This window comes from Salmonella sp. NW38, assembly GCF_051807745.1.
Classification (GTDB): Bacteria; Pseudomonadota; Gammaproteobacteria; order Enterobacterales; family Enterobacteriaceae; genus Salmonella; species Salmonella enterica.
On sequence record NZ_JAMMTO010000002.1, the window covers coordinates 346,185 to 371,505 of the forward strand.

Annotated in this window: 20 protein-coding genes and 1 riboswitch; of the genes, 5 read left to right on the forward strand and 15 right to left on the reverse strand. The window is 54.5% G+C overall.

Features of this window, described 5'->3' with window-relative positions; all coding sequences use genetic code 11:
- The 3 genes from rapA to NA624_RS05475 all read right to left on the reverse strand — a co-directional run bounded on the left by rapA (nucleotide 1) and on the right by NA624_RS05475 (nucleotide 6,096).
- The gene (gene rapA, locus NA624_RS05465; protein WP_001116966.1) at nucleotides 1-2,907 is read right to left on the reverse strand and encodes an RNA polymerase-associated protein RapA; all 2,907 of its coding nucleotides are present in this window, start codon (nucleotides 2,905-2,907) and stop codon (nucleotides 1-3) included.
- Between the two features lie 173 nt (nucleotides 2,908-3,080).
- Nucleotides 3,081-5,432, reverse strand: coding sequence for a DNA polymerase II (gene polB / locus NA624_RS05470; RefSeq protein WP_000035729.1), 2,352 nt, complete (start codon nucleotides 5,430-5,432; stop codon nucleotides 3,081-3,083).
- Nucleotides 5,433-5,475: 43 nt separating this feature from the next.
- Entirely contained in the window at nucleotides 5,476-6,096 is a 621-nt protein-coding gene (locus NA624_RS05475) for a YdcF family protein (RefSeq protein ID WP_000877516.1), read from the reverse strand.
- A gap of 517 nt (nucleotides 6,097-6,613) precedes the next feature.
- On the opposite strand from NA624_RS05475, the gene NA624_RS05480 reads away from it, so the two are divergent.
- Nucleotides 6,614-7,033, forward strand: a complete 420-nt coding sequence (locus tag NA624_RS05480; RefSeq protein ID WP_001102194.1) for a DUF4751 family protein — start codon at nucleotides 6,614-6,616, stop codon at nucleotides 7,031-7,033.
- Between the two features lie 5 nt (nucleotides 7,034-7,038).
- On the opposite strand, the gene araD is transcribed toward NA624_RS05480, so the two are convergent.
- The 3 genes from araD to araB all read right to left on the reverse strand — a co-directional run bounded on the left by araD (nucleotide 7,039) and on the right by araB (nucleotide 11,097).
- The gene (gene araD, locus NA624_RS05485; RefSeq protein ID WP_000888685.1) at nucleotides 7,039-7,734 is read right to left on the reverse strand and encodes an L-ribulose-5-phosphate 4-epimerase; all 696 of its coding nucleotides are present in this window, start codon (nucleotides 7,732-7,734) and stop codon (nucleotides 7,039-7,041) included.
- Nucleotides 7,735-7,874: 140 nt separating this feature from the next.
- Nucleotides 7,875-9,377 (reverse strand): L-arabinose isomerase, encoded by a 1,503-nt coding sequence (araA, locus tag NA624_RS05490; RefSeq protein ID WP_000151696.1) that lies wholly within the window; start codon nucleotides 9,375-9,377, stop codon nucleotides 7,875-7,877.
- Between the two features lie 10 nt (nucleotides 9,378-9,387).
- The gene (gene araB / locus NA624_RS05495) at nucleotides 9,388-11,097 is read right to left on the reverse strand and encodes a ribulokinase (protein ID WP_000951809.1); all 1,710 of its coding nucleotides are present in this window, start codon (nucleotides 11,095-11,097) and stop codon (nucleotides 9,388-9,390) included.
- 340 nt (nucleotides 11,098-11,437) lie between these two features.
- Between araB and araC the strand changes: the two genes are divergently transcribed.
- Together araC and NA624_RS05505 are read left to right on the forward strand one after the other, a co-directional pair.
- Nucleotides 11,438-12,283: an arabinose operon transcriptional regulator AraC gene (araC, locus tag NA624_RS05500; RefSeq protein WP_000852387.1), complete on the forward strand. Its 846-nt coding sequence runs from the start codon at nucleotides 11,438-11,440 to the stop codon at nucleotides 12,281-12,283.
- A gap of 118 nt (nucleotides 12,284-12,401) precedes the next feature.
- Entirely contained in the window at nucleotides 12,402-13,169 is a 768-nt protein-coding gene (locus NA624_RS05505; protein WP_001148370.1) for a DedA family protein, read from the forward strand.
- Nucleotides 13,170-13,207: 38 nt separating this feature from the next.
- Here the strand turns inward: NA624_RS05505 and thiQ are convergent, their stop codons facing one another.
- The 4 genes from thiQ to sgrR all read right to left on the reverse strand — a co-directional run bounded on the left by thiQ (nucleotide 13,208) and on the right by sgrR (nucleotide 18,305).
- Nucleotides 13,208-13,915, reverse strand: coding sequence for a thiamine ABC transporter ATP-binding protein ThiQ (gene thiQ, locus NA624_RS05510; RefSeq protein ID WP_000915974.1), 708 nt, complete (start codon nucleotides 13,913-13,915; stop codon nucleotides 13,208-13,210).
- Nucleotides 13,899-15,509 (reverse strand): thiamine/thiamine pyrophosphate ABC transporter permease ThiP, encoded by a 1,611-nt coding sequence (gene thiP, locus NA624_RS05515; protein WP_000235626.1) that lies wholly within the window; start codon nucleotides 15,507-15,509, stop codon nucleotides 13,899-13,901. Before thiP ends, thiQ begins: the two co-directional genes overlap by 17 nt.
- Nucleotides 15,485-16,468 (reverse strand): thiamine ABC transporter substrate binding subunit, encoded by a 984-nt coding sequence (thiB, locus tag NA624_RS05520; RefSeq protein ID WP_000915330.1) that lies wholly within the window; start codon nucleotides 16,466-16,468, stop codon nucleotides 15,485-15,487. Before thiB ends, thiP begins: the two co-directional genes overlap by 25 nt.
- A 31-nt stretch (nucleotides 16,469-16,499) precedes the next feature.
- Nucleotides 16,500-16,599: riboswitch (TPP riboswitch) on the reverse strand.
- A gap of 47 nt (nucleotides 16,600-16,646) precedes the next feature.
- Complete coding sequence (gene sgrR / locus NA624_RS05525) at nucleotides 16,647-18,305, reverse strand: HTH-type transcriptional regulator SgrR (protein ID WP_001139030.1); 1,659 nt, start codon at nucleotides 18,303-18,305, stop codon at nucleotides 16,647-16,649.
- A gap of 92 nt (nucleotides 18,306-18,397) precedes the next feature.
- Here sgrR and sgrT point away from each other — a divergent pair, with 92 nt between their 5' ends.
- Nucleotides 18,398-18,520 (forward strand): glucose uptake inhibitor SgrT, encoded by a 123-nt coding sequence (gene sgrT / locus NA624_RS05530; protein WP_000553886.1) that lies wholly within the window; start codon nucleotides 18,398-18,400, stop codon nucleotides 18,518-18,520.
- A 285-nt stretch (nucleotides 18,521-18,805) separates the two neighbouring features.
- On the opposite strand, the gene leuD is transcribed toward sgrT, so the two are convergent.
- The 5 genes from leuD to leuL form a co-directional block, all read right to left on the reverse strand.
- On the reverse strand, nucleotides 18,806-19,411 hold the full coding sequence (gene leuD, locus NA624_RS05535; RefSeq protein WP_000818267.1) for a 3-isopropylmalate dehydratase small subunit: 606 nt from the start codon (nucleotides 19,409-19,411) through the stop codon (nucleotides 18,806-18,808).
- Between the two features lie 10 nt (nucleotides 19,412-19,421).
- Complete coding sequence (gene leuC / locus NA624_RS05540; RefSeq protein WP_001140632.1) at nucleotides 19,422-20,822, reverse strand: 3-isopropylmalate dehydratase large subunit; 1,401 nt, start codon at nucleotides 20,820-20,822, stop codon at nucleotides 19,422-19,424.
- A gap of 2 nt (nucleotides 20,823-20,824) precedes the next feature.
- Complete coding sequence (gene leuB, locus NA624_RS05545; RefSeq protein ID WP_000042325.1) at nucleotides 20,825-21,916, reverse strand: 3-isopropylmalate dehydrogenase; 1,092 nt, start codon at nucleotides 21,914-21,916, stop codon at nucleotides 20,825-20,827.
- A complete protein-coding gene (leuA, locus tag NA624_RS05550) occupies nucleotides 21,916-23,487 on the reverse strand; it encodes a 2-isopropylmalate synthase (RefSeq protein WP_000082819.1) in 1,572 nt (523 codons plus the stop codon). Before leuA ends, leuB begins: the two co-directional genes overlap by 1 nt.
- Nucleotides 23,488-23,574: 87 nt before the next feature.
- Nucleotides 23,575-23,661 carry a leu operon leader peptide gene (leuL, locus tag NA624_RS05555; RefSeq protein ID WP_001575587.1) on the reverse strand — a complete coding sequence of 29 codons (87 nt, stop codon included), beginning with the start codon at nucleotides 23,659-23,661 and terminating at the stop codon, nucleotides 23,575-23,577.
- A gap of 656 nt (nucleotides 23,662-24,317) precedes the next feature.
- Here leuL and leuO point away from each other — a divergent pair.
- Entirely contained in the window at nucleotides 24,318-25,262 is a 945-nt protein-coding gene (gene leuO / locus NA624_RS05560; RefSeq protein ID WP_001115421.1) for a transcriptional regulator LeuO, read from the forward strand.
- Nucleotides 25,263-25,321 lie beyond the last annotated feature (59 nt).

The following is a 25,321-nucleotide window of genomic DNA, read 5'->3' on the forward strand; positions in this document are numbered from 1 at the left end:
TTATTGGTGCGTGACGACGATAAGACGCAGCGCGTCCAGACGCCAGCCTGCCTGATTCAGGCTTTCCAGTACCTGCTGACGGTTACTGTCGATAGCGGCAAGTTCGTCGTCGCGAATGTTCGGGTTGACGGCGCGCAGCGCTTCCAGACGCGACAGTTCCCCGGACAGTTTTTCATCCGCCTCGCGACGCGCGTTATCAATCAGCGCTCTGGCGGACTTTTCAATCTGCGTCTCGCCCAGTTGCAAAATGGCGTGGACGTCCTGTTGCACGGCGTTCACCAGTTTGCTGCCGGTGTGGCGATTCACGGCGCTGAGCTGACGGTTGAAGGTTTCAAACTCGACCTGGGCGGCCAGATTGTTGCCGTTTTTATCTAACAGCATACGTACCGGCGTCGGCGGCAGGAAGCGGTTCAGTTGTAGCTGTTTCGGCGCCTGCGCTTCCACGACGTAAACCAGTTCGACCAGCAGCGTGCCGACGGGCAGCGCTTTATTTTTCAACAGCGAAATGGTGCTGCTGCCGGTGTCGCCGGAGAGGATCAGATCCAGTCCGTTACGGATGAGCGGATGTTCCCAGGTAATAAACTGCGCATCTTCGCGAGACAGGGCTACGTCACGTTCAAACGTGATAGTACAGCCGTCTTCCGGCAGGCCGGGGAAATCCGGCACCAACATGTGGTCGGACGGCGTCAGCACGATCAGGTTGTCGCCGCGATCGTCCTGGTTAATGCCGACGATATCGAACAGGTTCATGGCGAACGCGATCAGGTTGGTGTCGTCGTCCTGTTCTTCAATGCTTTGTGCGAGCTGTTGGGCTTTTTCTCCGCCGTTGGAGTGGATCTCCAGCAGGCGGTCGCGGCCCTGTTCTAACTGGGCTTTTAGCGCTTCATGCTGTTCGCGGCAGGATTTGATCAGATCGTCAAACCCGTCGGTTTCTTCAGGCGCGGCCAGATAGTTAATCAGACTGGCGTAGGCTGAATCATAAATCGCGCGACCGGTCGGGCAGGTGTGCTCAAAGGCGTCCAGCCCTTCGTGATACCAGCGAACCAGCACCGACTGGGCGGTTTTTTCCAGGTACGGGACGTGGATCTGGATATCATGCGCCTGGCCGATACGATCCAGACGACCAATACGCTGTTCCAGCAGATCCGGGTTAAACGGCAAGTCGAACATCACCAGATTGCTGGCAAACTGGAAGTTACGTCCTTCGGAGCCGATTTCAGAACATAACAGCACCTGCGCGCCGGTATCTTCTTCGGCGAACCAGGCGGCGGCGCGGTCGCGTTCGATAATCGACATGCCCTCATGGAACACGGCGGCGCGGATGCCTTCGCGTTCGCGCAGCACCTGCTCCAGCTGTAACGCGGTGGTCGCCTTAGCGCAGATCACCAGCACTTTTTGCGAACGATGGCTGGTCAGATAGCCCATTAGCCACTCAACGCGTGGGTCGAAGTTCCACCAGGTGCCGGTATCGCCTTCGAACTCCTGATAAATTTGTTCCGGATAGAGCATATCGCGGGCGCGATCTTCCGCGCTCTTACGCGCGCCCATAATGCCGGAGACCTTAATGGCGGTCTGATACTGGGTCGGCAGCGGTAGTTTTACCGTATGCAGTTCACGTTTCGGGAACCCCTTGACGCCGTTACGGGTGTTGCGGAACAGAACGCGGCTGGTGCCGTGGCGATCCATCAGCATCGACACCAGCTCATCACGGGCGGCCTGCGCGTCGTCGCGATCGCTATTAGCGGCCTGCAACAGCGGTTCAATATCCTGTTCGCCGATCAGATCGCCCAGCCTGTTCAGTTCGTCGTTGCTGAGTTTATTGCCCGCCAGCAGCATGGCCACCGCATCGGCGACAGGGCGGTAGTTTTTCTGTTCTTCGACAAACTGTTCGAAATCGTGGAAACGGTTCGGATCCAGCAGGCGCAGACGGGCGAAATGGCTTTCCATCCCCAGCTGTTCTGGCGTGGCGGTCAGCAGCAGCACGCCCGGTACGCGTTCAGCTAATTGTTCGATGGCCATATATTCACGGCTCGGCGCATCGGTGCTCCACACCAGATGATGCGCTTCGTCGACCACCAGCAAATCCCACTCGGCGTCGCACAAATGTTCCAGACGCTGCTTATTACGGCGGGCGAAATCCAGCGAGCAGATCACCAGTTGCTCGGTTTCAAACGGGTTATACGCGTCGTGCTGCGCTTCGGTATAGCGTTCGTCATCGAACAGCGCGAAGCGCAGGTTGAAACGGCGCAGCATTTCTACCAGCCACTGGTGTTGCAGGGTTTCCGGAACAATGATCAATACGCGTTCCGCCGCGCCGGATAATAACTGTTGATGCAGAATCATCCCGGCTTCAATGGTTTTACCTAAGCCCACCTCATCCGCCAGCAGTACGCGCGGCGCATGGCGACGCCCCACATCATGAGCGATATTAAGCTGATGCGGGATCAGGTTGGTCCGCTGACCGCGCAGGCCGCTGTATGGCATCCGGTACTGCTCGCTCTGAAATTTACGGGCGCGATAGCGCAGCGCGAACCGATCCATTCGATCGATTTGACCGGCGAACAGACGATCCTGGGGCTTACTGAAAACCAACTTGCTGTCGAGCAGAACTTCGCGCAGCGTCACATTGGTCTCTTCGGTATCCAGGCGGGTGCCGACATAAACAAGCAGGCCATTTTCTTCTTTTACTTCATCGATATGTAGCTGCCAGCCTTCATGGCTTGTAATCGTATCGCCAGGGTTGAACATGACGCGGGTCACGGGAGAATCACTACGCGCATACAGGCGGTTTTCCCCCGTGGACGGGAAAAGTAAGGTGACGGTTCGCGCATCCATCGCAACAACGGTTCCAAGTCCCAGCTCGCTTTCTGTATCGCTGATCCAGCGTTGACCAAGTGTAAAAGGCATATGTGTTCGGCTCTATATCTTTAATTGCAGGCATTACTCGCCATTCCCAGGCGACAGCACTGGATAATTGCGAGTATACGACCCCGCTACCAGGCTAATGTGGTAGTGGCGTTAATTAGGTCCAGGAATGGAAAGGGCGCTATGGTACTGGAAGGCGGCGCTTTCGTCACGCGTCAAAATAGCCCCAGTTGCCCGGTCAGTAGTGTAGCAAAATTATCTTCAACGAAGGGAAGAATTCCTTCCGCCACGGGTTGTAGCTGGCGGGTAAGATAGTGTTCGTAATCCAGCGGCGACTGCTGGTAATCCACGGGCTCGGGGCCGTTAACAGTCCAGACATATTTTATGGCGCCGCGATTCTGATACTGCGCCGGACGACCCCGCTTCAGGTTTTGTTCATCCGCCAACCGGGCGGCGCGAACGTGCGGCGGGATGTTACGTTGGTACTCATGTAAAGGGCGACGCAGACGCTTGCGATAAACCAGCTGCGCGTCCAGTTCGCCCGCCATCAGTTTATCAATAGTCTCGCGCACATAGTCTTGATAAGGTTCATTGCGAAAAACGCGCAGATACAGCTCCTGTTGAAAGCGCTGCGCCAGCGGCGTCCAGTCGGTCCGCACCGTTTCCAGACCTTTAAATACCATGCGCTGACTGTCGCCTTCCTGAATCAGGCCCGCGTAGCGTTTTTTACTGCCAGTATCCGCGCCGCGGATGGTCGGCATCAGAAAACGGCAAAAGTGGGTTTCAAACTCCAGCTCCAGCGCGCTGGTCAAATTTTGCTGTTGTAACGTCTGCGCCCACCATTCGTTCACGTGACGCACCAGCCTGTGCCCGATTTCCGCCGCGTCGGCTTCTGAATGCGCGCGCCGGAGCCAGACGAAAGTGGAATCGGTATCGCCATAAATTACGTTATAACCCTGCGCCTCAATCAGCGCTTTGGTCTGGCGCATAATCGCATGGCCGCGCATGGTGATTGACGACGCCAGACGGGGATCGAAAAAGCGACAGGCCGTGGTGCCGAGTACGCCATAAAAGGCGTTCATAATGATTTTAAGCGCCTGCGAGAGCGGTTTATTACCCTGACGTTTGGCTTCATCGCGCCCGTGCCAGATTTGGCTAACAATTTCCGGCAGGCAGTGCTTTTCTCGTGAAAACCAGGCGTCAAGGAAACCTTCGGTACTGTGTTCCGGATCCGGCTGCGCCATGCCTTCGACCAGCCCGACGGGATCAATCAAAAACGTGCGGATAATCGACGGGTACAGGCTTTTATAATCCAGCACCAGTACTGAATCGTATAATCCGGGTTGTGAATCCATTACGTAGCCGCCGGGACTTGCCAGCGGCGGCACTTCGCCGAGATTGGGCGCGACATAGCCGGCGCGGTGCATTCGCGGAAAGTAAAGATGCCCAAATGCGGCGACCGAACCGCCGTGGCGATCGACCGGCAGGCCGTTGATCGTCGCGCGTTCCAGCAAAAACGGCATGATCTCGGTTTTATGGAAAATGCGCGTGACCAGCTCGCAGTCTTTCAGGTTGTAGGTGGCGAGGGCGGGTTTATCCTGGGCAAAGCGGCGATCGATCTCATCCATACGATCCCAGGGATTATCAATGGATTTTCCTTCGCCGAGCAGTTCCTGCGAGACGGCTTCCAGCGAAAAAGACGAAAAATTCCAGAACGCGGATTTAAGCGCGTCGATACCATCGATAATGACTCGCCCTCTGGCCTGGGCGAAAAAAACGCCGTTTTTGAAGCCATGTTCGCGCCACTCCAGTTCGCTATTGTCTCGCCCCAGCCGTAAAGGGATACGGTAGCGTTCGGCATGTTTTTGCAGCATACGCAGGTCGAACTGCACCACGTTCCAGCCGATGATGACGTCGGGATCATGTTCGGCAAACCAGGCGTTGAGTTTTTCCAGCAGCTGCGGGCGGCTGGCGACATACACAAGCTCGAAGTCCAGTTGGCGGTCATCGCCATTCGCCGGGCCCAGCATATAAACGGTACGCTGGCCGCAGCCTTCCAGACCAATGCAATACAGTTCGCCGTGTCGCGTGGTTTCGATATCCAGCGAGACCCATTTTAGCGGCGGTCGATAGTCGGGGTGGGGTTTAAGACGCGCATTGCGGATAACGCCGTTGCGCATCTCGCCGTCTACCCAAACGGGCGACGTAATAAAACGTTCCATCAGGTAACGTTCCGGCGGGCGTACATCCGCTTCATAAACGGTGACGCCGTTTTCGCGCAGCAGTTTCTCCATCCGCATAAGCTGGCGGTAAGTGCGGCAATATAGACCGGAGACCGGCTGACGATGAAAGTCTCGCAGCTGGAGCGGCGTCAGGCGATAGTCTTTTTCCGCCTGTAGCAGCGAGGCGGCGCGGGAGGTCTGGCTGGTCGGAATAAACGCCACGGACTCCTGCGGCGCCAGCGTCGCCTGCACAGGGCCGTTGTCTGTCGCCAGCCAGAAAGAGACCTCCGTTCCTTGCGGCGTATCCCGCCAGTGCCGGGTTAAAATGAAACCTGCCTGCGCCACGATGATTACCTGTCTAAAAAATTCACGCTAATTATAACCTGTTTTAGGGGGTAATACTGTTATTTTGTACAGGCATATAACGTAAAAGCCGATATCCGCTGTAATAAAAAGTTTCTCGCAGTAAGAAGCGGGTTTGCGCCCACCAGGATTTATAGCGGGTGGATCGCGTGGGTGATGAGCGGCTATCGATACCATTATCCTGAGCGATAGTTTTCAGACGCAGCATATGCAGCGGATCGCTGACCAGTAACGCTGTGCGCCATTGTTGTTGTCGCAGTATCTGTTTTGCGTAACGAATATTTTCGCGCGTCACGGTAGAGCGCTCTTCAATAAAAATCGCCTTAGCCGGAATGCCTTTTTCCAGAACGTATTGACGGGCTATCGCCGCGTCGGAAACCGTTGCGCCAGCGCCGTAGCCGCCGGTTAATACCAACGCGCGGACAATGTGTTGTTGGTAAAGCCAGATGGCATGATCCAGTCTGGCCTGAAAAACGGGAGAAGGCGTTTTTCCGCTAACGCCTGCTCCTGCGACAATCGCGCAGTCAGCTACGCGCGTCTGGTCTTGCTGACTGAACTGATAAATAGCGATAGCGTTATTGATAAACACCGTGGCCATAATGAGAATTATGCCTGCCGCGATTCTGAGGATGTAGCGATATTTCATGAATGAGTTCGTTCCCCGTGACGGGTGTAATGAATATTTTAACGATAAAAGAACTTTTAGCGTCAGATATTTTTGCTGACGTGTATTTATCAATATAATGATGTCGGTGTAGACAGCTGATATAATTATCCTATAACTGCTAATTTTGAATCATGTTTATTTACAATTTTTATCCATAGGTTGGCTGTTTTGTGTCAAGTCTGTTTCCATACATTAAGTATTTTTCAGAATAGTGCTTGCTCGAATTTGTTACTTATTTCTCGGATTAACAAAAAAGCGATATTTTTTGTTTGTTTTAATTAATGAAAAGTGTAAGAATTTCATTTGAAACATCCGCATCGTCAGGTAGAAATATAATATTCCAATTGGCCGCTATGGTTAAATAAAAATGGATTACAGTGCGAATTCGTCGGGAACTCTCTGCATAATTTAATTTTTATTTTAGAATATAATTTTATTTTGACTTTCAGGTGCGGGTGTTTTTATCAAAATGTGTGGTATTCGGGAATTATCTTTTATGAATGTGAATATGCAGGCGTGTCCGGTAGGGAACGAACGTTATCTTTTCGTCAATACTCAACGCGCTAACCCTTCCATAAAAACCGTGAGTCGATTTTTTGAGTATAAAACATGGACAGATCAGATTTGGCGTACCGAAATTATTGAAAACGGCAATGCTTTTTTTCACTGGCAAGGACACGACAGAAAAAACGGGCATCGGGATACCATTATTAATTATCTGTTAAATGGGCAACGCTGGCAGTCAACAATTGAAGATTATATTTTCTTCCATGCGCTGGAAGGAAAAGTGTTGCAGGGACATTATGATAATATTATTGAATATGTGAGTTCTGATAATTACGTCTATCAAAGCGCATTTGCTGAATATATCACCGACCAGATTCATCAACGCGCCCCCAATGGGACGCGTTTTTAGAGGCATTACTGCCCGTAATAGGCTTTTGCGCCGTGTTTGCGTAGATAGTGTTTATCCAGCAGGGATTGCTGCATGTCGGGCAACTGCGGCGCAAGCTGGCGGCAGAAGATCCCCATATAGGCCACTTCTTCCAGCACGATGGCGTTATGCACTGCATCCTCGGCATTTTTACCCCAGGCAAACGGGCCGTGCGAATGGACAAGCACGCCGGGCATTTGAGCGGCGTCAATACCTTGTTTTTCAAAGGTTTCAACAATGACATTGCCCGTTTCCCATTCATACTCGCCATTAATTTCCGCTTCGGTCATTTTGCGAGTGCAGGGAATCGTACCGTAGAAATAGTCGGCATGGGTGGTTCCCGTCGCCGGAATCGGCTGACCCGCCTGCGCCCAGATAGTCGCGTGGCGCGAATGGGTGTGTACGATGCCGCCGATAGTCGGAAATGCCTGATATAACAAACGGTGGGTTGGCGTATCGGACGACGGTTTCTTATGACCTTCAACGACTTCACCGGTCTCCAGACTGACCACCACCATATCGTCAGCGGTCATGACGCTATAATCGACGCCGGACGGCTTAATCACCAGTACGCCGCGTTCGCGATCGACGGCGCTAACGTTACCCCAGGTGAGGGTGACCAGGTTGTGTTTTGGCAGCGCCAGATTGGCTTCCAGTACCTGGCGTTTGAGATCTTCTAACATTGTTTTCTCCCTGCCGGATGGCGCTTCGCTTATCCGGCCTACGAGCGACGGTGTGCCGGATGGCGACACTAATGCCTTATTCGGCCTACAGGACCGTAGGCCCGGTAAATGCAGTGCCGCCGGGCAATCCGTTTCACCAATTAACGTTTGAACCCGTAATACACTTCATTCCAGCGCAGCGCGTCCTTAAAGGCTGGCAGACGGGTATCGTTATCAATTACCGCGATTTCGATATCGTGTATTTCTGCGAACTGGCGCATATCGTTCAGATCCAGCGCGTGGCTGAAGACGGTATGGTGCGCGCCGCCAGCCAGAATCCACGCTTCGGAGGCGGTCGGCAGATCCGGCTGCGCCTTCCACAGCGCGTTAGCCACCGGCAGTTTCGGCAGGGAGTGCGGCGTTTTTACGGTGTCAATGCAGTTGACCAGCAGGCGATAACGATCGCCGAGGTCGATCAGGCTGGCGACGATCGCCGGGCCGGTTTGGGTATTGAAAATCAAACGCGCCGGATCTTCCTTACCGCCAATGCCGAGGTGCTGGACGTCGAGGATCGGTTTCTCTTCCACCGCGATGGACGGACACACCTCCAGCATGTGCGAGCCGAGCACCAGATCGTTGCCTTTCTCGAAGTGGTAGGTGTAATCCTCCATAAATGAGGTGCCGCCCTGCAGACCGGTTGACATCACTTTCATAATGCGAAGCAGAGCGGCGGTTTTCCAGTCGCCTTCGCCCGCAAAGCCGTAGCCCTGTTGCATCAGACGCTGTACGGCCAGACCCGGGAGTTGTTTCAGACCGTGTAAATCTTCAAAGGTAGTAGTGAATGCGTGGAAGCCGCCCTGTTCCAGGAAACGCTTCATACCGAGTTCAATACGCGCCGCTTCCCGCACGTTCTGGCGTTTATCGCCGTGGATCCGGGTGGCGGGCGTCAGGGTATAGCTGCTTTCATACTCGTCAATCAGAGCGTTGATATCGCCGTCGCCGATGGAATTCACCACCTGCACCAGATCGCCGACCGCCCAGGTATTGACCGAAAAGCCAAATTTGATTTGCGCGGCCACTTTATCACCGTCAGTCACTGCGACTTCACGCATATTGTCGCCGAAGCGGCAGACTTTTAGCTGGCGAGTATCCTGTTTAGAGACCGCCTGGCGCATCCAGGCGCCGATACGCGTATGGGCCTCTTTATCCTGCCAGTGGCCAGTGACGACCGCGTGCTGCTGGCGCATCCGCGCACCGATGAAGCCGAACTCGCGGCCGCCGTGCGCAGTCTGGTTCAGGTTCATAAAGTCCATATCGATGCTGTCCCACGGCAGGGCGGCGTTAAATTGGGTATGGAATTGCAGTAGTGGTTTGTTAAGGATACTCAGCCCGTTGATCCACATTTTGGCCGGGGAGAAGGTGTGCAGCCAGACCACCAGCCCCGCGCAGCGATCGTCATAATTGGCGTCACGACAAATGGCGGTAATCTCATCCGGCGAGGTGCCCAGCGGTTTTAATACCAGTTTACATGGCAGTTTGGCTTCGGTATTCAGCGCGTTGACCACATGCTCGGCATGTTGAGTGACCTGACGCAGGGTTTCTGCGCCATACAAATGCTGGCTGCCAATCACAAACCATACTTCATAATTATCAAAAATCGTCATTGTCGTGTCCTTAATGAGTCAGGATTGCCTGATTGGCCGGGGTCGTTGGCGCCGGCGCGGCAGTCGGAAGATAATGTTGTTCTGCACTTAGCGCCCACTGCTGGTAGCGGCGGTAAAGCTGTTCGAAGCGTTGAGCCTGTTCAGGGCGGGGGCGCAGAGTGCGTTCTACCGCGCTCGCCATGCTTTGCTGGGCGGCAGGAATATCGGCATGGACTTTCGCAGCGACGGCGGCAAAGATAGCGGCGCCTAATGCGCAGCACTGGTCGGAAGCGACGATCTGCAACGGACGATTCAGTACGTCGCAGCAGACCTGCATAATGACCTGATTTTTACGGGCGATGCCGCCAAGCGCCATCACGTTATTGACCGCGATACCCTGATCGGTAAAACACTCCTGAATGGCGCGCGCGCCGAAGGCGGTCGAAGCGACCAGACCGCCAAACAGCGCTGGCGCGTCGGTGGCGAGATTGAGATCGGTAATGACGCCTTTCAGACGCTGATTAGCGTTTGGCGTGCGGCGACCGTTAAACCAGTCGAGCACCACCGGCAGGTGATCCAGGGACGGATTTTTCGCCCAGGCGTCGGTGAGCGCTGGCAGTAGCTGCTTCTGGCTGGCGTTAATCTGGGTTTTCAGTTCCGGGTGCTGCGCGGCAAGTTGCTCCAGCGGCCAGCTCAACACGCGGCTAAACCAGGCGTAGATGTCGCCGAAAGCGGACTGACCCGCTTCCAGACCGATAAAGTTCGGCACCACGCTGCCATCAACCTGACCGCAAATGCCTTTCACGGCGCGATCCCCGACGCTCTGTTTATCCGCAATCAGAATGTCGCAGGTAGACGTGCCGATGACTTTTACCAGCGTATTGGGCTGCGCGCCCGCGCCGACCGCGCCCATGTGACAGTCGAACGCGCCGCCGGAAATCACTACGCTTTCCGGCAAGCCGAGGCGCTGCGCCCATTCAGTGCACAGGGTGCCCACGGGCAGATCGGCGGTGAAGGTTTCGCTAAATAACGGGTAGCGCAGATGACGGTTAATGCACGGATCGAGTTCATCAAAGAAGCTCGCGGGCGGCAGACCGCCCCAGCTTTCATGCCACAGTGTTTTGTGCCCGGCGCTGCAGCGGCCACGGCGGATATCCTGCGGGCGAGTGGTGCCGGAAAGCAGCGCCGGCACCCAGTCGCACAGTTCAATCCACGAGACGGCGGCCTGCGCGACGGCGCTATCCTGACGGGTGACGTGCAGAATCTTCGCCCAGAACCATTCGCTGGAGTAAATGCCGCCAATATAGCGGGAGTAGTCGACCTTACCTGGCTTATGGCACAGATGAGTGATTTCGTCGGCCTCTTCCACGGCGGTGTGATCTTTCCACAGTACAAACATCGCATTCGGGTTCTCGGCGAACTCCGGACGCAGCGCCAGGACGTTACCGTCGGCGTCAATCGGCGCTGGCGTAGAACCGGTGCTGTCAACGCCAATGCCAACGACATTTGCGCGTTGCGCGGCGCTTAGTTGTGCCAGAACGGCTTTCAGCGCGGCCTCCATTGACTCCATGTAGTCGCGCGGATGATGACGGAACTGGTTGTTCGGGCCGTCGCAATAACGGCCTTCTTGCCAGCGCGGATACCACTCTACACTGGTGGCGATCTCGTCGCCGGTGGCGCAGTCCACTGCCAGAGCGCGCACTGAATCACTGCCAAAATCGAGGCCAATTGCAATTGCCATCGTCTTACTCCATCCAGAAAAACAGGTATGGAGAAACAGTAGAGAGTCGCGGCAAAAACCGTCAGGCAGGATTCGCTAATCTTATGGACAAAAATGCTAATGCTTTGCAAAGTGTGACACTGTGCAAATATTCAATGTGGACATTCCAGCCATAGTTATAGACACTTCTGTTACTTAATTTTATCGCCTGAACTGTACGCTTTTGTTACAAAGCGCTTTTCACAAGCGGGGTTGATACGTGCTTTCATCAAGCGCAAAGTCTTGCGGAGACGTAAGCACTGTCGTCCTGGTCAATATGGACAATTTGTTTCTTCTCTGAACATCGGGGGGTAGATAAATCATGGCTGAAACGCAAAATGATCCGCTATTGCCGGGATATTCATTTAATGCCCATCTGGTCGCCGGGCTGACGCCGATTGAAGCGAATGGATATCTGGATTTTTTTATCGATCGTCCGTTGGGCATGAAGGGATATATTCTTAACCTGACCATCCGCGGAGAAGGCGTCATTAATAATAATGGCGAGCAGTTTGTCTGTCGGCCTGGCGATATATTATTGTTTCCGCCGGGCGAGATTCATCACTATGGACGGCATCCGGACGCCAGCGAGTGGTATCACCAGTGGGTTTACTTCCGACCCCGCGCCTACTGGCAGGAGTGGCTGACCTGGCCGACAATCTTTGCCCAGACAGGATTTTTCCGCCCGGACGAGGCGCGCCAGCCGCATTTCAGCGAACTGTTCGGGCAGATCATCAGCGCCGGGCAAGGGGAAGGTCGCTATTCTGAGCTACTGGCGATCAATCTGCTGGAGCAGTTGTTGCTCAGACGTATGGCGGTAATTAATGAGTCGTTGCATCCGCCGATGGATAGCCGTGTGCGCGATGCCTGCCAGTATATCAGCGACCATCTGGCGGACAGCCATTTTGATATCGCCAGCGTCGCCCAGCATGTCTGCCTGTCGCCCTCCCGGTTATCGCATCTGTTTCGCCAGCAGTTAGGCATTAGCGTATTGAGTTGGCGCGAAGATCAGCGTATCAGCCAGGCGAAACTCCTGCTTAGCACCACGCGAATGCCGATAGCGACCGTTGGGCGCAATGTTGGATTTGACGATCAGCTCTATTTTTCGCGGGTATTTAAAAAATGCACCGGGGCAAGTCCTAGCGAGTTCAGGGCCGGATGTGAATAAAAAGTGAATGATGTGTCCACAAAGATGTCATAAGCCGTAACTATTCGGATAATTGACGGCTTGACGAAGGGGGGCGGGGTAAGCAGAATCCCTGCTTCATCACGCTGACGGACACACTATGCAAGCACTGCTGGAACACTTTATCACCCAATCCACTCTGTATTCGCTTATCGCCGTGTTGCTGGTCGCCTTCCTGGAATCGCTGGCGCTGGTGGGGTTGATTTTACCCGGTACGGTACTGATGGCGGGGCTGGGCGCGCTTATCGGCAGCGGCGAGCTCAATTTTTGGCATGCCTGGCTGGTGGGTATTATCGGCTGTCTGATGGGCGACTGGATTTCGTTCTGGCTGGGGTGGCGCTTTAAAAAGCCGCTACACCGCTGGTCTTTTATGAAAAAGAACAAGTCGCTGCTGGATAAAACCGAACACGCGCTGCATCAGCACAGTATGTTCACGATCCTGGTCGGACGTTTTGTCGGCCCGACGAGGCCGCTGGTGCCGATGGTGGCAGGGATGCTGGATCTTCCCGTGGCGAAATTTATTGGGCCGAACTTGATTGGCTGTTTGCTGTGGCCGCCGTTTTATTTCCTGCCGGGTATTCTGGCGGGAGCGGCAATCGATATTCCTTCCGATATGCAGAGCGGAGATTTCAAATGGCTGCTGCTGGCGACGGCGTTGCTGCTGTGGGTCGGAGGCTGGCTATGCTGGCGGCTGTGGCGCAGCGGCAAAGCGGCAGTCGATCGTTTAACCGCGTATCTCCCCCGCAGCCGTTTGCTGTATCTGGCGCCGTTGACGCTCGGGATCGGCGTGGTCGCGCTGGTGGTGCTGATTCGCCACCCGCTGATGCCGGTATATATCGATATTCTGCGCAAAGTTGTGGGTTACTAACGATTCCTTTGCCGGATGGCGGCTTCGCCTTATCCGGCCTACAAAATATAGGATTTGATGCCCAATAGCGCTGAGGCGCTGGCTTGACCGCTTAGTAGCTCGTCTGTTTTGCCTTGCCACGCAATGCGTCCGTCGGCCACGACGATTGACCGGGGCGCAATTCGCGCCGCATCTTCCACGCTGTGCGAGACCATCAACAGCGTGAGCTGTCGCTCGCGGCAGATATCGCTGACCAACGTCAGCATCTCCTGACGCAGTGCGGGATCGAGCGCGGAGAACGGTTCATCCAGCAGCAGTACTGGCTGTTCACGTACCAGGCAGCGCGCCAGCGCTACCCGCTGACGCTGGCCGCCGGACAGCTCGCCCGGCAAACGCGCCATCAGACTCTCAATGCCCATCTGACGTGCGATAGCGTCCCGTTTTTCCCGCTGGCTGGCGTTGAGCGTTAACCCGGGGTTTAGCCCCAGACCGATATTTTGCTGTACATTCAGGTGGCTGAATAAATTATTCTCCTGAAACAGCATTGAGACCGGACGGCGTGAGGGCGGCGTAAGCGTATGATCTTCGCCGGCAATCAGTAGCGTACCGCTGGCAGGCGCAAGAAAACCGGCAATTAAATTCAACAACGTGCTTTTCCCCGCGCCGCTGGGGCCAAGAATCGCCACCTGCTCGCCGCGTTCTACCGCCAGCGTAAAACGCATCGGCAAATGATGGTAAAGCCAGGTGATATCAATCAGTTTTAGCATGTCGGCCCGGTAGTTTCTCTATGAGGGTAAATAACGTAAAGCAGAGCAGCAGCAGTATCAGCGCGGTCACCGCGCCGTCCTGGCTGCGGTAGGAGCCGATCTGCTGATACAGATAAAACGGCAGCGTGCGGAAATTGTCATTGCCGAAAAGCGCGACGACGCCAAAATCACCGATAGAAAGTACGCAGGCAAACGCCAGCGCCTGCGCCAGCGGACGTTTCAGCGCCCGCAGTTCCACGACCTTTAACCGCGACCAGCCTTCAATTCCTAATGACTGGCACAGCATTCCATAACGGGCGGTAATATCGCGCATTGGGTTTTCCAGGACTTTTAGCGCGTAGGGGATTGCCATCAGCGCATTGGTGAAAATCACGATGCCGTCGGCGGATTCCGGTAAGCCAACGCTGTTATTGAGCAGCAAAAAGAAGCCTGTCGCCAGCACGATCCCCGGCATCGCGAGGATCAACATCCCGCTGAGTTCCAGCGTTTGTCCGGCGAATAGTTGCTGGCGTTGGCGTAGCTCGCGGCTACTCCACAGCAGCATCATGGTCAGCACCACACACAGAACGCCCGCCGCCAGCGCAATGCGTAGCGATGTCCAGACAGCCTGCCACAGAATGGGTTGCGCCAGCACCTCCGGCAGGCTGCGGTTGACGCCATCGATCACCACGGCGACCAGCGGCGGAAGCAGCAGCAGCAGCGCCAGCACGATTAATAAGGCGTCCGTCAGACGGCTGTGGAGACGATCGTCAGGATCGCGCCAACCCTGCGTCAGCGTCATCCCCGGCGCAATCGCTTTGCTCAGCCGTTGGCTTAGCAGTACCAGCGCCAGGCAGCAGACCATCTGGATTAATGCCAGCATCGCCGCGCGGGCGGGATCGTAGTCATAACTAAGCGCCTGAAAGATAGCCAGTTCGATAGTGGTGGCCTGCGGACCGCCGCCGAGCGACAGAACCGTTGCGAAACTGGCGAAGCAGAGCATAAAAATCAGCGCCGCGACGGGCGGAATTTGGCGGCGCAGCCACGGCCATTCGACAAAACGGAAAAAATGCCAGCCGCGCATACCGAGCTGGGCGGCGAGCTGGCGCTGCTCGCCGGGAATGCTTTCCAACGATTGCAGCAACAAACGGCTCGCCATTGGCAGGTTAAAAAAGACGTGCGCCAGTAAAATACCCTGCAAGCCGTAGGGGGAGAATGTCCACTGAAGCCCCAGCATTTGCCACAGCGAGGCCAGCCAGCCCTGACGGCCATACACGCTAAGAATGCCGAACACGGCAACCAGTACCGGCAGAATCAGCGTCATGGCGCACAGACGCAGCAGCGCCAGACGCCCAGGAAAACGGCGTCGATAAAGCGCGCGGGCGAGAAAAACCGCCGGGACCACAGACAGCACTGCGGACAGAAACGCCTGCCAGAATGAGAAGCGCACCACATGCCACAGGTAGCTATCCCGCCAGATTGTCGACCACGCGCCCGCCGGCGCGTTCAGCCAAAGCGCCAGAAAGGCCGCCAGCGCGACGGTTATCATCAGCGCGGCGGCGCACAGCCCCGGAATCAGCCAGCCGGGAATTAACGGCTGACGGCGCGTTGCCATTCGCTAATCCATGCCTGGCGTTGTGCTGCCACTTGTTGCGGCGTGAATTCCAGCGTTGTGGCGGGTTTTGCCAATGATTCAAACCCTGCGGGTAAGGCGACGTCCGCTACCGGGTACATCCAGTTGCCGGTGGGTATGGCGTTCTGAAACGCCGGAGAAACCATAAATTTGAGGAATTTCTCCGCCAGTTCCGGCTGCTTACTGGCGACGGTACGCGCCGCGACTTCTACCTGTAAGTAATGGCCTTCGCTGAAGTTCGCGGCGGCGTAATTGTCCTTCTTCTCTTCAATAATGTGATACGCCGGAGAGGTGGTGTAACTGAGCACCAAATCGCTTTCACCTTTCAGAAATAAACCGTAGGCCTCGCTCCAGCCTTTCGTCACCGTCACCGTTTTGGCCGTCAGTTTTTGCCAGGCCTGCGGCGCGTTATCGCCATAGACTTTGCGCATCCACAGTAACAGCCCCAGCCCTGGCGTACTGGTACGCGGGTCCTGATAAATCACCCGCCATTTTTGATCGCTCTCGACCAGTTCTTTCAGGCTTTTCGGCGGATTTTTCAGTTTGCTTTTATCGTAGACAAAGGCGAAATAGCCGTAATCGAACGGCACAAATGTGTCGTTTTTCCAGCCGCCGGGCACCTTGACCGCCTCATTCGCCACGCCGCTTTTGGCAAAGAGCTTAGTTTGCGTGGCCGCTTCCAGCAGATTGTTGTCCAGCCCCAACACCACATCGGCTTTGCTGTTCTTCCCCTCCATCCGCAGGCGGTTGAGCAGCGAAACGCCATCCTCCAGCGCCACCAGTTTCAGCTCGCAGTTGCAATCGGCTTCAAACGCTTTTTTCACCGCCGGGCCTGGCCCCCAGTCGGCGGCGAACGAGTCGTAGGTATAGACGGTGAGAACGGGTTTGGCGAAAGCAGGCGCCGCGCACAGGAGTAAAAGCGGAAGATATTTTTTTAACACTTTGCACCTCAGTTAAAGAGTGGCAAAGGACTTGAGAGGTAGCCTCAAATCCCTTCGCCGGCATTATCCGGATCAGGTTCGACGGGTATTTTCTCAGCGCGCGCATGAGCGCGGCACCCCGTTGAGTTCGGCGTTAGTGTAGTGATTTTGTTGCCGGGCAGCAATTAAGAGCTGGCTTTTAAGGGTCCGGCGGCGCAAACCACGCCGATTTAAAATCAAACCAGCCGAGGGTATTCATGCGCAGCCCGCGCATACTGCGCTGTCCCTGGATAATCAGCCAGTGGTGGATCAGCGGCACAATCGCTTTGTTGGCCAGCAGTTGCTGGCACCAGTTCGCCAGGTTCATCTTGCCAGCGCGCCACTGCGCGGCGTCGTCCTGCCAGTCGCGCGGAATGCAGTTCTGCAAGAGCGGTACTTCGCACAGGTGCGCGAACAGCGAGAAATCCAGCGGCAGCGTAAAGTTAGCGCTATTGAGCCAGATATCGCTTTCGATCTCGCCGGCGTGCCATTGATCGTAGTCGATCTCCTGAATATGCAAATGCACCTGATGTTCAGCCAGAAGCGCGCTCATGATACGGGCGATAACCCGGTGCTCAATGTGTTCGCGATAGAAGGTCAGCGTGAGGGTTTCCAGACCGGCGGGTTTTTCGCCCGGGCCTGGACGGGCGTGATGCCAGCGCGGTAAAAGCCCATAGGCCGGGAACCAGAGCTGCTGTAGCGGTTCATCGGCATGATAGAGTAAATTGGTGGGGGAGAGGACGTGGCTTACCCATTCTCTGACCTGCGGATGCGCGCCGCGCGGCGTTCTGGCGTCGAATAGCAGGTAATAGCACCCCTCTTCCAGTCGGCTTTCTATCGCTTTTTCACCGCCTTGTATCGGCCCTTCCAGCATCAATCCGCAGGCCGGTTCTTCACTGATATCCGGCAGTACCCAGACGTTCACTTCGTCTATCAACGCCCGATAGCCGAAGTAGTCATCAAAGGCGAGTATCTTGAGCTGGTTCGGCGTATTACGCCGCACGGCATAAGGCCCGGTGCCGATTGGGTGGCTGGCGAAATTAGCCAGCGTTTCCCACTCCCGCGGCAAAATCATCGCCGGGACCTGGCCCAGCAGCCACGGCAACCAGCGATCCGGCTGGGAAAGATGAATATCCAGCGTCCACGCGGTAGGGGAATCTATTTTTGTGATGTGCGAGTAAAGCGGAAGCGTATTGATACGCGTCAGCGAGGCGATGACATCTTCCATCTCCAGCTCGCGGCCATGATGAAAATGAATGCCGGGGCGCAGGTAGAAGCGCCACAGTAAAGGGGAAATTTGCTGCCAGTGGTGCGCAATGTCCGCTTCCAGTTCCCCGTTTTCCTCATTTACCCGCGTGAGCGAACTGAAAATTTGCCGGGCAATATGAGTTTCCGAGCGACGTAATGCGGTTCCCGGCAGGAGATTGTGCATCGGACGATAGTAAAGAACCCGCAGAATATGCCGCCCCTGGCGGAAGCTGCGTCCCAGATGGGAAATCAGCATTTGCCTGACAGCGCTTTTATCGCCGACCAGTTGTACCAGTTGATCGATTCGATCTTGTTCCAGCAGGTCTTCCGCCCGCTGCTGTTGCAGCGCCAGTCCGGTATACAGGAACGTCAGACGCGAACGCTTTCCGCGTCCAACTTCGGCTTCCCATGTTAGCCAACCGCGCGCCTGCATCGTATTTAGCAGCGTACGCATATGGCGACGCGAACAGTTCAGCAGATCCGCCAGCTCATTAAGCGTGGTGTCTTGCGTTTTACCGTCACAACATTGCCAGAGACGGATAAATTGTTGTTGCAGGCGACCTGAGGGCATAAAAGGGGAACTCCGATGAAAAACTCAGCAATTTTATTATCCCTATATTAGGCCAATAATATCTTTCGATGAAGCAAGAGGAAGAGGTCACTATGCACCAGTTCTGGTTGAGATATTTTGCCGCGACGGAAAAAACGTCCTGGCTGGCTTGCCTGAGCGCGCCGCAGCGCTTAAAAATGCTCGCGGAACTGATGCAGTGGGAGGCGACCGATTGAAGCCAATTGCAGACATCATGTGTGACTGAGTATTGGTGTAGGCGATAGCCTAAAATCACCCGCCAGCAGATAATACCTGCTGGCTTTTTTTATTTCGGCTGTTTCTGTGGTCACGCAGGTGGTGACCGGGCGAGTAAAAATCGTATAAAAAATGCCGGAATATCCCCGGCATGAGCGACTGATGAGTAACCCGGAGCTTGATGGCGCTACGCTTATCAGGCCTACAGAATATAATGGCAACCGGGTGATATTGCATAACCTGTAGGCCCGGTAAGGCGTGAAGGGTTACCGCATAAATGCCGGTTGTTTATTTTCGTAGGCGGCAATCGCGTCTTCGTGCTGTAGCGTCAGCCCAATGCTGTCCAGACCGTTCAACATGCAGTGGCGGCGGAAGTCGTCGATTTTAAAGCTGTAGGTCTTATCGCCTGCTTTCACCACCTGTGCTTCCAGATCCACTTCAAATTTAATGCCCGGATTGGCTTTCACCAGGGCAAACAGCTCATCGACCTGTGCGTCGCTCAGGGTTACCGGCAGCAGTTGATTATTGAAACTGTTGCCGTAGAAGATGTCGGCGAAGCTTGGCGCGATCACCACTTTAAAGCCGTAATCGGTCAACGCCCACGGCGCGTGCTCGCGTGACGAGCCGCAGCCAAAGTTTTCCCGCGCCAGCAGTATCGACGCGCCTTGATATTCCGGAAAGTTCAACACGAATTCCGGATTTGGCTGTTGGCCCTTTTCGTCCAGGAAACGCCAGTCGTTAAACAGATGGGCGCCAAAACCGGTGCGCGTAACCTTTTGCAAAAACTGTTTAGGGATAATTGCATCGGTATCGACGTTGGCGGCATCCAGTGGGACAACCAGGCCGGTATGCTGGGTAAATTTCTCTGCCATGGTAGTTTCCTTATTTGATGCTGCGAATGTCGGCGAAGTGGCCGGTAACGGCGGCAGCGGCGGCCATCGCCGGGCTGACTAAATGCGTGCGACCCCCGCGGCCCTGACGGCCTTCAAAGTTACGGTTGCTGGTGGATGCGCAGCGCTCGCCCGGGTTCAGGCGGTCATTATTCATGGCCAGGCACATGGAACAGCCCGGTAAGCGCCATTCAAATCCTGCTTCGATAAAGATCTTGTCCAGACCTTCCGCTTCCGCCTGCGCTTTCACCGGACCTGAACCCGGCACCACCAGCGCCTGCACGCCAGGCGCGACTTTGCGCCCTTTGGCGACTTCCGCCGCCGCGCGCAAATCTTCAATACGCGAATTGGTACAAGAGCCGATAAAGACTTTATCAATAGCAACGTCCGTTAACGGTACGCCCGGCTGTAAGCCCATATAAGCCAGCGCTTTTTCGGCGCTGGCGCGCTCAACCGGATCGCTAAAAGAGGCGGGATCGGGGATGATGTCGGTGACGGAAATCACCTGGCCCGGATTCGTGCCCCAGGTCACCTGCGGCGCGATCTCTTCTGCTCGCAGGGTGACGACAGTATCAAAGGTCGCGCCGTCATCGGTTTTCAGCGTTTTCCAGTACTCGACGGCTTCGTCAAAATCGCGGCCCTTCGGCGCGTGCAAACGCCCTTTTACGTAGTTAAAAGTGGTTTCATCCGGGGCGACCAGACCGGCTTTGGCGCCCATCTCAATCGCCATATTGCACAGCGTCATGCGGCCTTCCATACTCAGCGCGCGGATAGCGTCGCCGCAAAATTCAACCACGTGCCCGGTGCCGCCGGCGCTGCCGGTTTTACCGATGATCGCCAGCACGATGTCTTTGGCGGTAATGCCCGGTGCGGCGTTGCCCGTGACTTCAATCTTCATGGTTTTAGCGCGCCCCTGTTTCAGAGTTTGCGTCGCCAGTACATGTTCTACCTCAGAAGTGCCGATGCCGAAGGCCAGCGCGCCAAACGCGCCGTGGGTGGCGGTGTGGGAGTCGCCGCAGACGATGGTCATGCCCGGCAGGGTGACGCCCTGTTCCGGCCCCATCACATGGACGATGCCCTGATATGGGTGATTCAGGTCATACAGCTCGACGCCGAACTCGTTACAGTTCTTAATCAGCTCCTGCATCTGGATACGCGCCATTTCACCGGAGGCATTAATGTCTTTAGTCTGCGTCGAGACGTTGTGATCCATCGTGGCGAAGGTTTTCCCTGGCTGACGTACCGGACGATGGTGCGCGCGCAGACCGTCAAACGCCTGCGGAGAGGTGACTTCATGCACCAGGTGGCGGTCGATGTACAGCAGCGGCGTTTCGTTTGGCGCCTCAAAGACCACGTGGGCATCAAATAATTTTTCGTATAACGTTTTGGCCATGATTACACCCCTTCTGCGACATAGCGGGCGATAATATCGCCCATCTCATCGGTACTGACTGCGGCAGCGCCCCTGGCTAAATCGCCGGTGCGAACGCCCTCTTCTAATGCGCGATTGATCGCCTGTTCAATGGCCGTTGCCGCATCGTTGGCATCCAGGCTGTAGCGCAGCAGCAGCGCCAGCGACAGGATCTGCGCAATTGGATTGGCGATATTTTTCCCGGCGATATCCGGCGCGGAGCCGCCAGCCGGTTCATACAGGCCAAACCCTTGCTCGTTCAGGCTGGCGGAGGGCAACATCCCCATTGAGCCGGTGATCATGGCGCATTCGTCGGACAGAATGTCGCCGAACAGGTTAGAGCACAGCAGTACGTCAAACTGCGACGGGTCTTTAATCAACTGCATGGTGGCGTTATCGATATACATGTGCGCGAGTTCCACATCGGGATACGTTTTCGCGACATCATTGACGATCTCACGCCACAGGATAGAGCTTTGCAGTACGTTGGCTTTATCAATAGAGGTGACTTTACGGCGGCGTTTACGCGCCGATTCAAAGGCGATACGGGCAATGCGCTCGATCTCAAAGCGGTGATAAACTTCGGTATCAAAGGCTTTTTCGTACTGACCGCTGCCTTCACGGCCTTTTGGCTGTCCGAAATAGATCCCGCCGGTCAGCTCGCGCACGCACAGGATATCGAAACCGTTAGCGGCGATATCGGCGCGCAACGGGCAAAATGCTTCCAGTCCCTGATACAGTTTCGCCGGACGCAGATTACTGAATAATTTGAAATGTTTGCGCAGCGGCAGCAGGGCGCCGCGCTCCGGCTGGCTTTCCGGGGGCAAATTTTCCCATTTCGGGCCGCCGACGGAGCCAAACAGAATGGCATCCGCCTGCTCGCACCCTTCAACGGTGGCTTTCGGCAGTGGATGACCATGATTGTCGATAGCAATACCGCCGACGTCATAGTGGCTGGTGGTGATACGCATATCAAAACGGCTGCGTACCGCATCCATAACTTTCAGGGCTTGCGCCATGACTTCCGGGCCGATACCGTCGCCCGGCAGTACGGCAATATGATAGTTCTTCGACATTACACGGTTTCCTTGTTGTTCTCTTTATTTTGAGCTTTGCGTTGCAATTCTTTTTCAACTTCGGCTGCGCGCCAGATATTGTTCAGTACGTGCACCATCGCTTTGGCGGAGGATTCGACGATATCCGTCGCCAGCCCGACGCCGTGGAAGCGGCGACCATGATGGTTCACGACGATATCGACCTGACCCAGCGCGTCTTTGCCCTGGCCTTTGGCGTTCAGGTCGTATTTAACCAACTCAACGTCGTAGCCAGTGATGCGGTTAATCGCCTGATAGATGGCGTCGACCGGGCCGTTGCCGTTCGCCGCCTCGGCCTTGATCTCTTCACCACAGGCCAGCTTCACGGAAGCAGTGGCGATATCGCTGGAGCCGGACTGCACGCTGAAGTAATCCAGACGGAAATGCTCTGGTTCTTCTTGCTGTTTATTAATAAACGCCAGCGCTTCCAGGTCATAGTCGAACACCTGGCCTTTTTTGTCCGCCAGCTTCAGGAACGCGTCGTACAGGTGGTCCATGTTGTAGTCTGTGTCCTTGTAACCCATCTCTTCCATGCGATGTTTCACGGCGGCACGGCCAGAGCGGGAGGTCAGGTTCAGCTGTATCTGGTTCAGACCGATGGACTCTGGCGTCATGATTTCATAGTTTTCGCGGTTCTTGAGGACGCCATCCTGGTGGATGCCGGAAGAGTGGGCGAAAGCGCCGCTGCCGACAATCGCTTTGTTGGCCGGGATCGGCATGTTACAGATCTGGCTGACGGTCTGGCTGGTGCGCCAGATTTCGTGGTGATTGATATTGGTGTGTACGTTCATGATGTCTTTGCGCACTTTAATCGCCATGATCACTTCTTCCAGTGCGCAGTTACCGGCACGTTCTCCGATACCGTTCATCGCGCCTTCAACCTGACGCGCGCCCGCATGTACTGCCGCCAGCGAGTTGCCTACTGCTATCCCTAAATCGTCGTGGGTATGAACGGAGATGATAGCTTTGTCGATATTGGGGACACGTTCATACAGGCCGGAAATGATTCCCGCGAACTCAAACGGCATGGTATAGCCCACGGTATCGGGAATATTAATGGTTCTCGCGCCGGCGTTTATAGCGGCTTCCACCACGCGCGCCAGATCGTCAACAGGCGTCCGGCCAGCATCTTCGCAGGAGAACTCCACGTCATCAGTGTAATTACGCGCCCGCTTAACCATGTATACCGCGCGTTCGATGACCTCATCCAGCGTGCTGCGCAGCTTGGTGGCGATGTGCATTGGCGAGGTGGCGATAAAAGTATGGATGCGAAACGCGTCGGCGACCTTCAGCGCCTGTGCCGCGACGTCGATGTCTTTTTCTACACAACGCGCCAGGGCGCAAACGCGGCTGTTTTTAATGGTGCGGGCGATGGTTTGGACAGATTCAAAATCACCCGGAGAAGAGACCGGGAAGCCTACTTCCATGACATCAACGCCCATGCGCTCAAGGGCCAGGGCAATCTGCAGCTTCTCTTTCGCGCTCAGGCTGGCCTGTAACGCTTGTTCGCCGTCGCGTAAGGTCGTATCAAAAATAATGACTTGCTGGCTCATGATGTGGTCCTTGTCTCCAGGGGCGCCTTGCGTCAGGCATAAAAAAACCCGCGCAACGGCGCGGGTTTTGTTTGACTTCGAGCTGACTTAATGTTGAATGCCGCCCACCGGTCTACCGCGCACAATAAATGCGTTGAGTAGTAGTAGCCCAGTGAAACGAACGATATGTGACATTAATTCAGCTCCAGCGAATGCGATATGCTTTTAGTGGTACTGGATATGCCGTTTAATGTCAACTCTGATTTCTGTCGCCATTGCATTTTGTTGACCATATCCGGATACGTACTTTAGCTAATTGTGCTGGGCTGCGCGTCCAATAAAGGATAAAAGAACGAGTGGACATTCATACTTTTCATTGTTTGAAATATTTAGGCATTTTTGTTTGCAAATTGGTTAGGGGAATGGCCTGTTAAAGGTATGCTAAAGGTTTGGTTTATCTTTTTGATTTATTTTATATTTTAACAAATAACCTTGTTTACTTAATGGATAAGGATAAAGTTATTGATAAATTAATGTTAACTTTTTAGCTATTAATAATATAAACATTTAATTGAAACTTAAATGATCATTCACTTGGTGTATGATTGTGTATTCGCCATAGTTATGGTTATATTGCTTGCGTAATTTAAACATTATGAATCGCAATGGTGTGACTCAGGACACATTACGCTTGCGCTGGCATTCTATTTGTCTCTGTCAGCGTCTTTATGTTTTCCGAATTTTAACGCTTTCCCTTTTTCTTATTTTATATGCATGGTAAATCATATTTTCAGGAATTATTTCTGCCTTCAGCCAGAAAAAGGGAGTTAAGCGTGACAGTGGAGTTAAATATGCCAGAGGTCAAAACCGAAAAGCCGCATCTTTTAGATATGGGCAAACCACAGCTTCGCATGGTTGATTTGAACCTATTGACCGTGTTCGATGCGGTAATGCAAGAGCAGAATATTACGCGCGCCGCCCACACGCTGGGAATGTCGCAGCCTGCGGTTAGTAACGCCGTAGCGCGTCTGAAGGTTATGTTTAATGACGAACTTTTTGTTCGATATGGACGAGGAATTCAGCCGACTGCCCGTGCATTTCAGTTATTTGGTTCAGTCCGTCAGGCATTGCAATTGGTGCAAAATGAATTGCCGGGATCGGGGTTTGAGCCGACCAGCAGCGAACGTGTATTCAATCTTTGCGTGTGCAGTCCGCTGGATAATATCCTGACGTCACAGATTTATAATCGTGTAGAAAAAATTGCGCCAAATATTCATGTCGTTTTTAAAGCGTCGTTGAATCAGAATACTGAGCATCAGTTACGCTATCAGGAAACCGAGTTCGTTATTAGTTATGAAGAATTCCGTCGCCCTGAGTTTACCAGCGTACCGCTATTTAAAGATGAAATGGTTTTAGTCGCCAGCCGTAAACACCCGCGTATTAGCGGCCCGCTACTGGAAGGCGATGTTTATAATGAACAACATGCGGTTGTTTCTCTCGATCGTTATGCGTCATTTAGTCAGCCGTGGTATGACACGCCGGATAAACAGTCGAGCGTGGCTTATCAGGGCATGGCGCTTATCAGCGTTCTGAACGTGGTTTCGCAGACGCATTTGGTCGCTATTGCCCCGCGCTGGCTGGCGGAAGAGTTTGCGGAGTCGCTGGAGCTGCAAATATTGCCGTTACCTTTAAAACTGAATAGCCGGACATGCTACCTTTCCTGGCATGAAGCGGCTGGGCGTGATAAAGGGCACCAATGGATGGAAGATTTATTAGTTTCTGTTTGTAAGCGATAAAACCGGGCAGAATAAATCAGAAACAAATTCTGGTTTATTCTGCTTTTTATCGTATATCA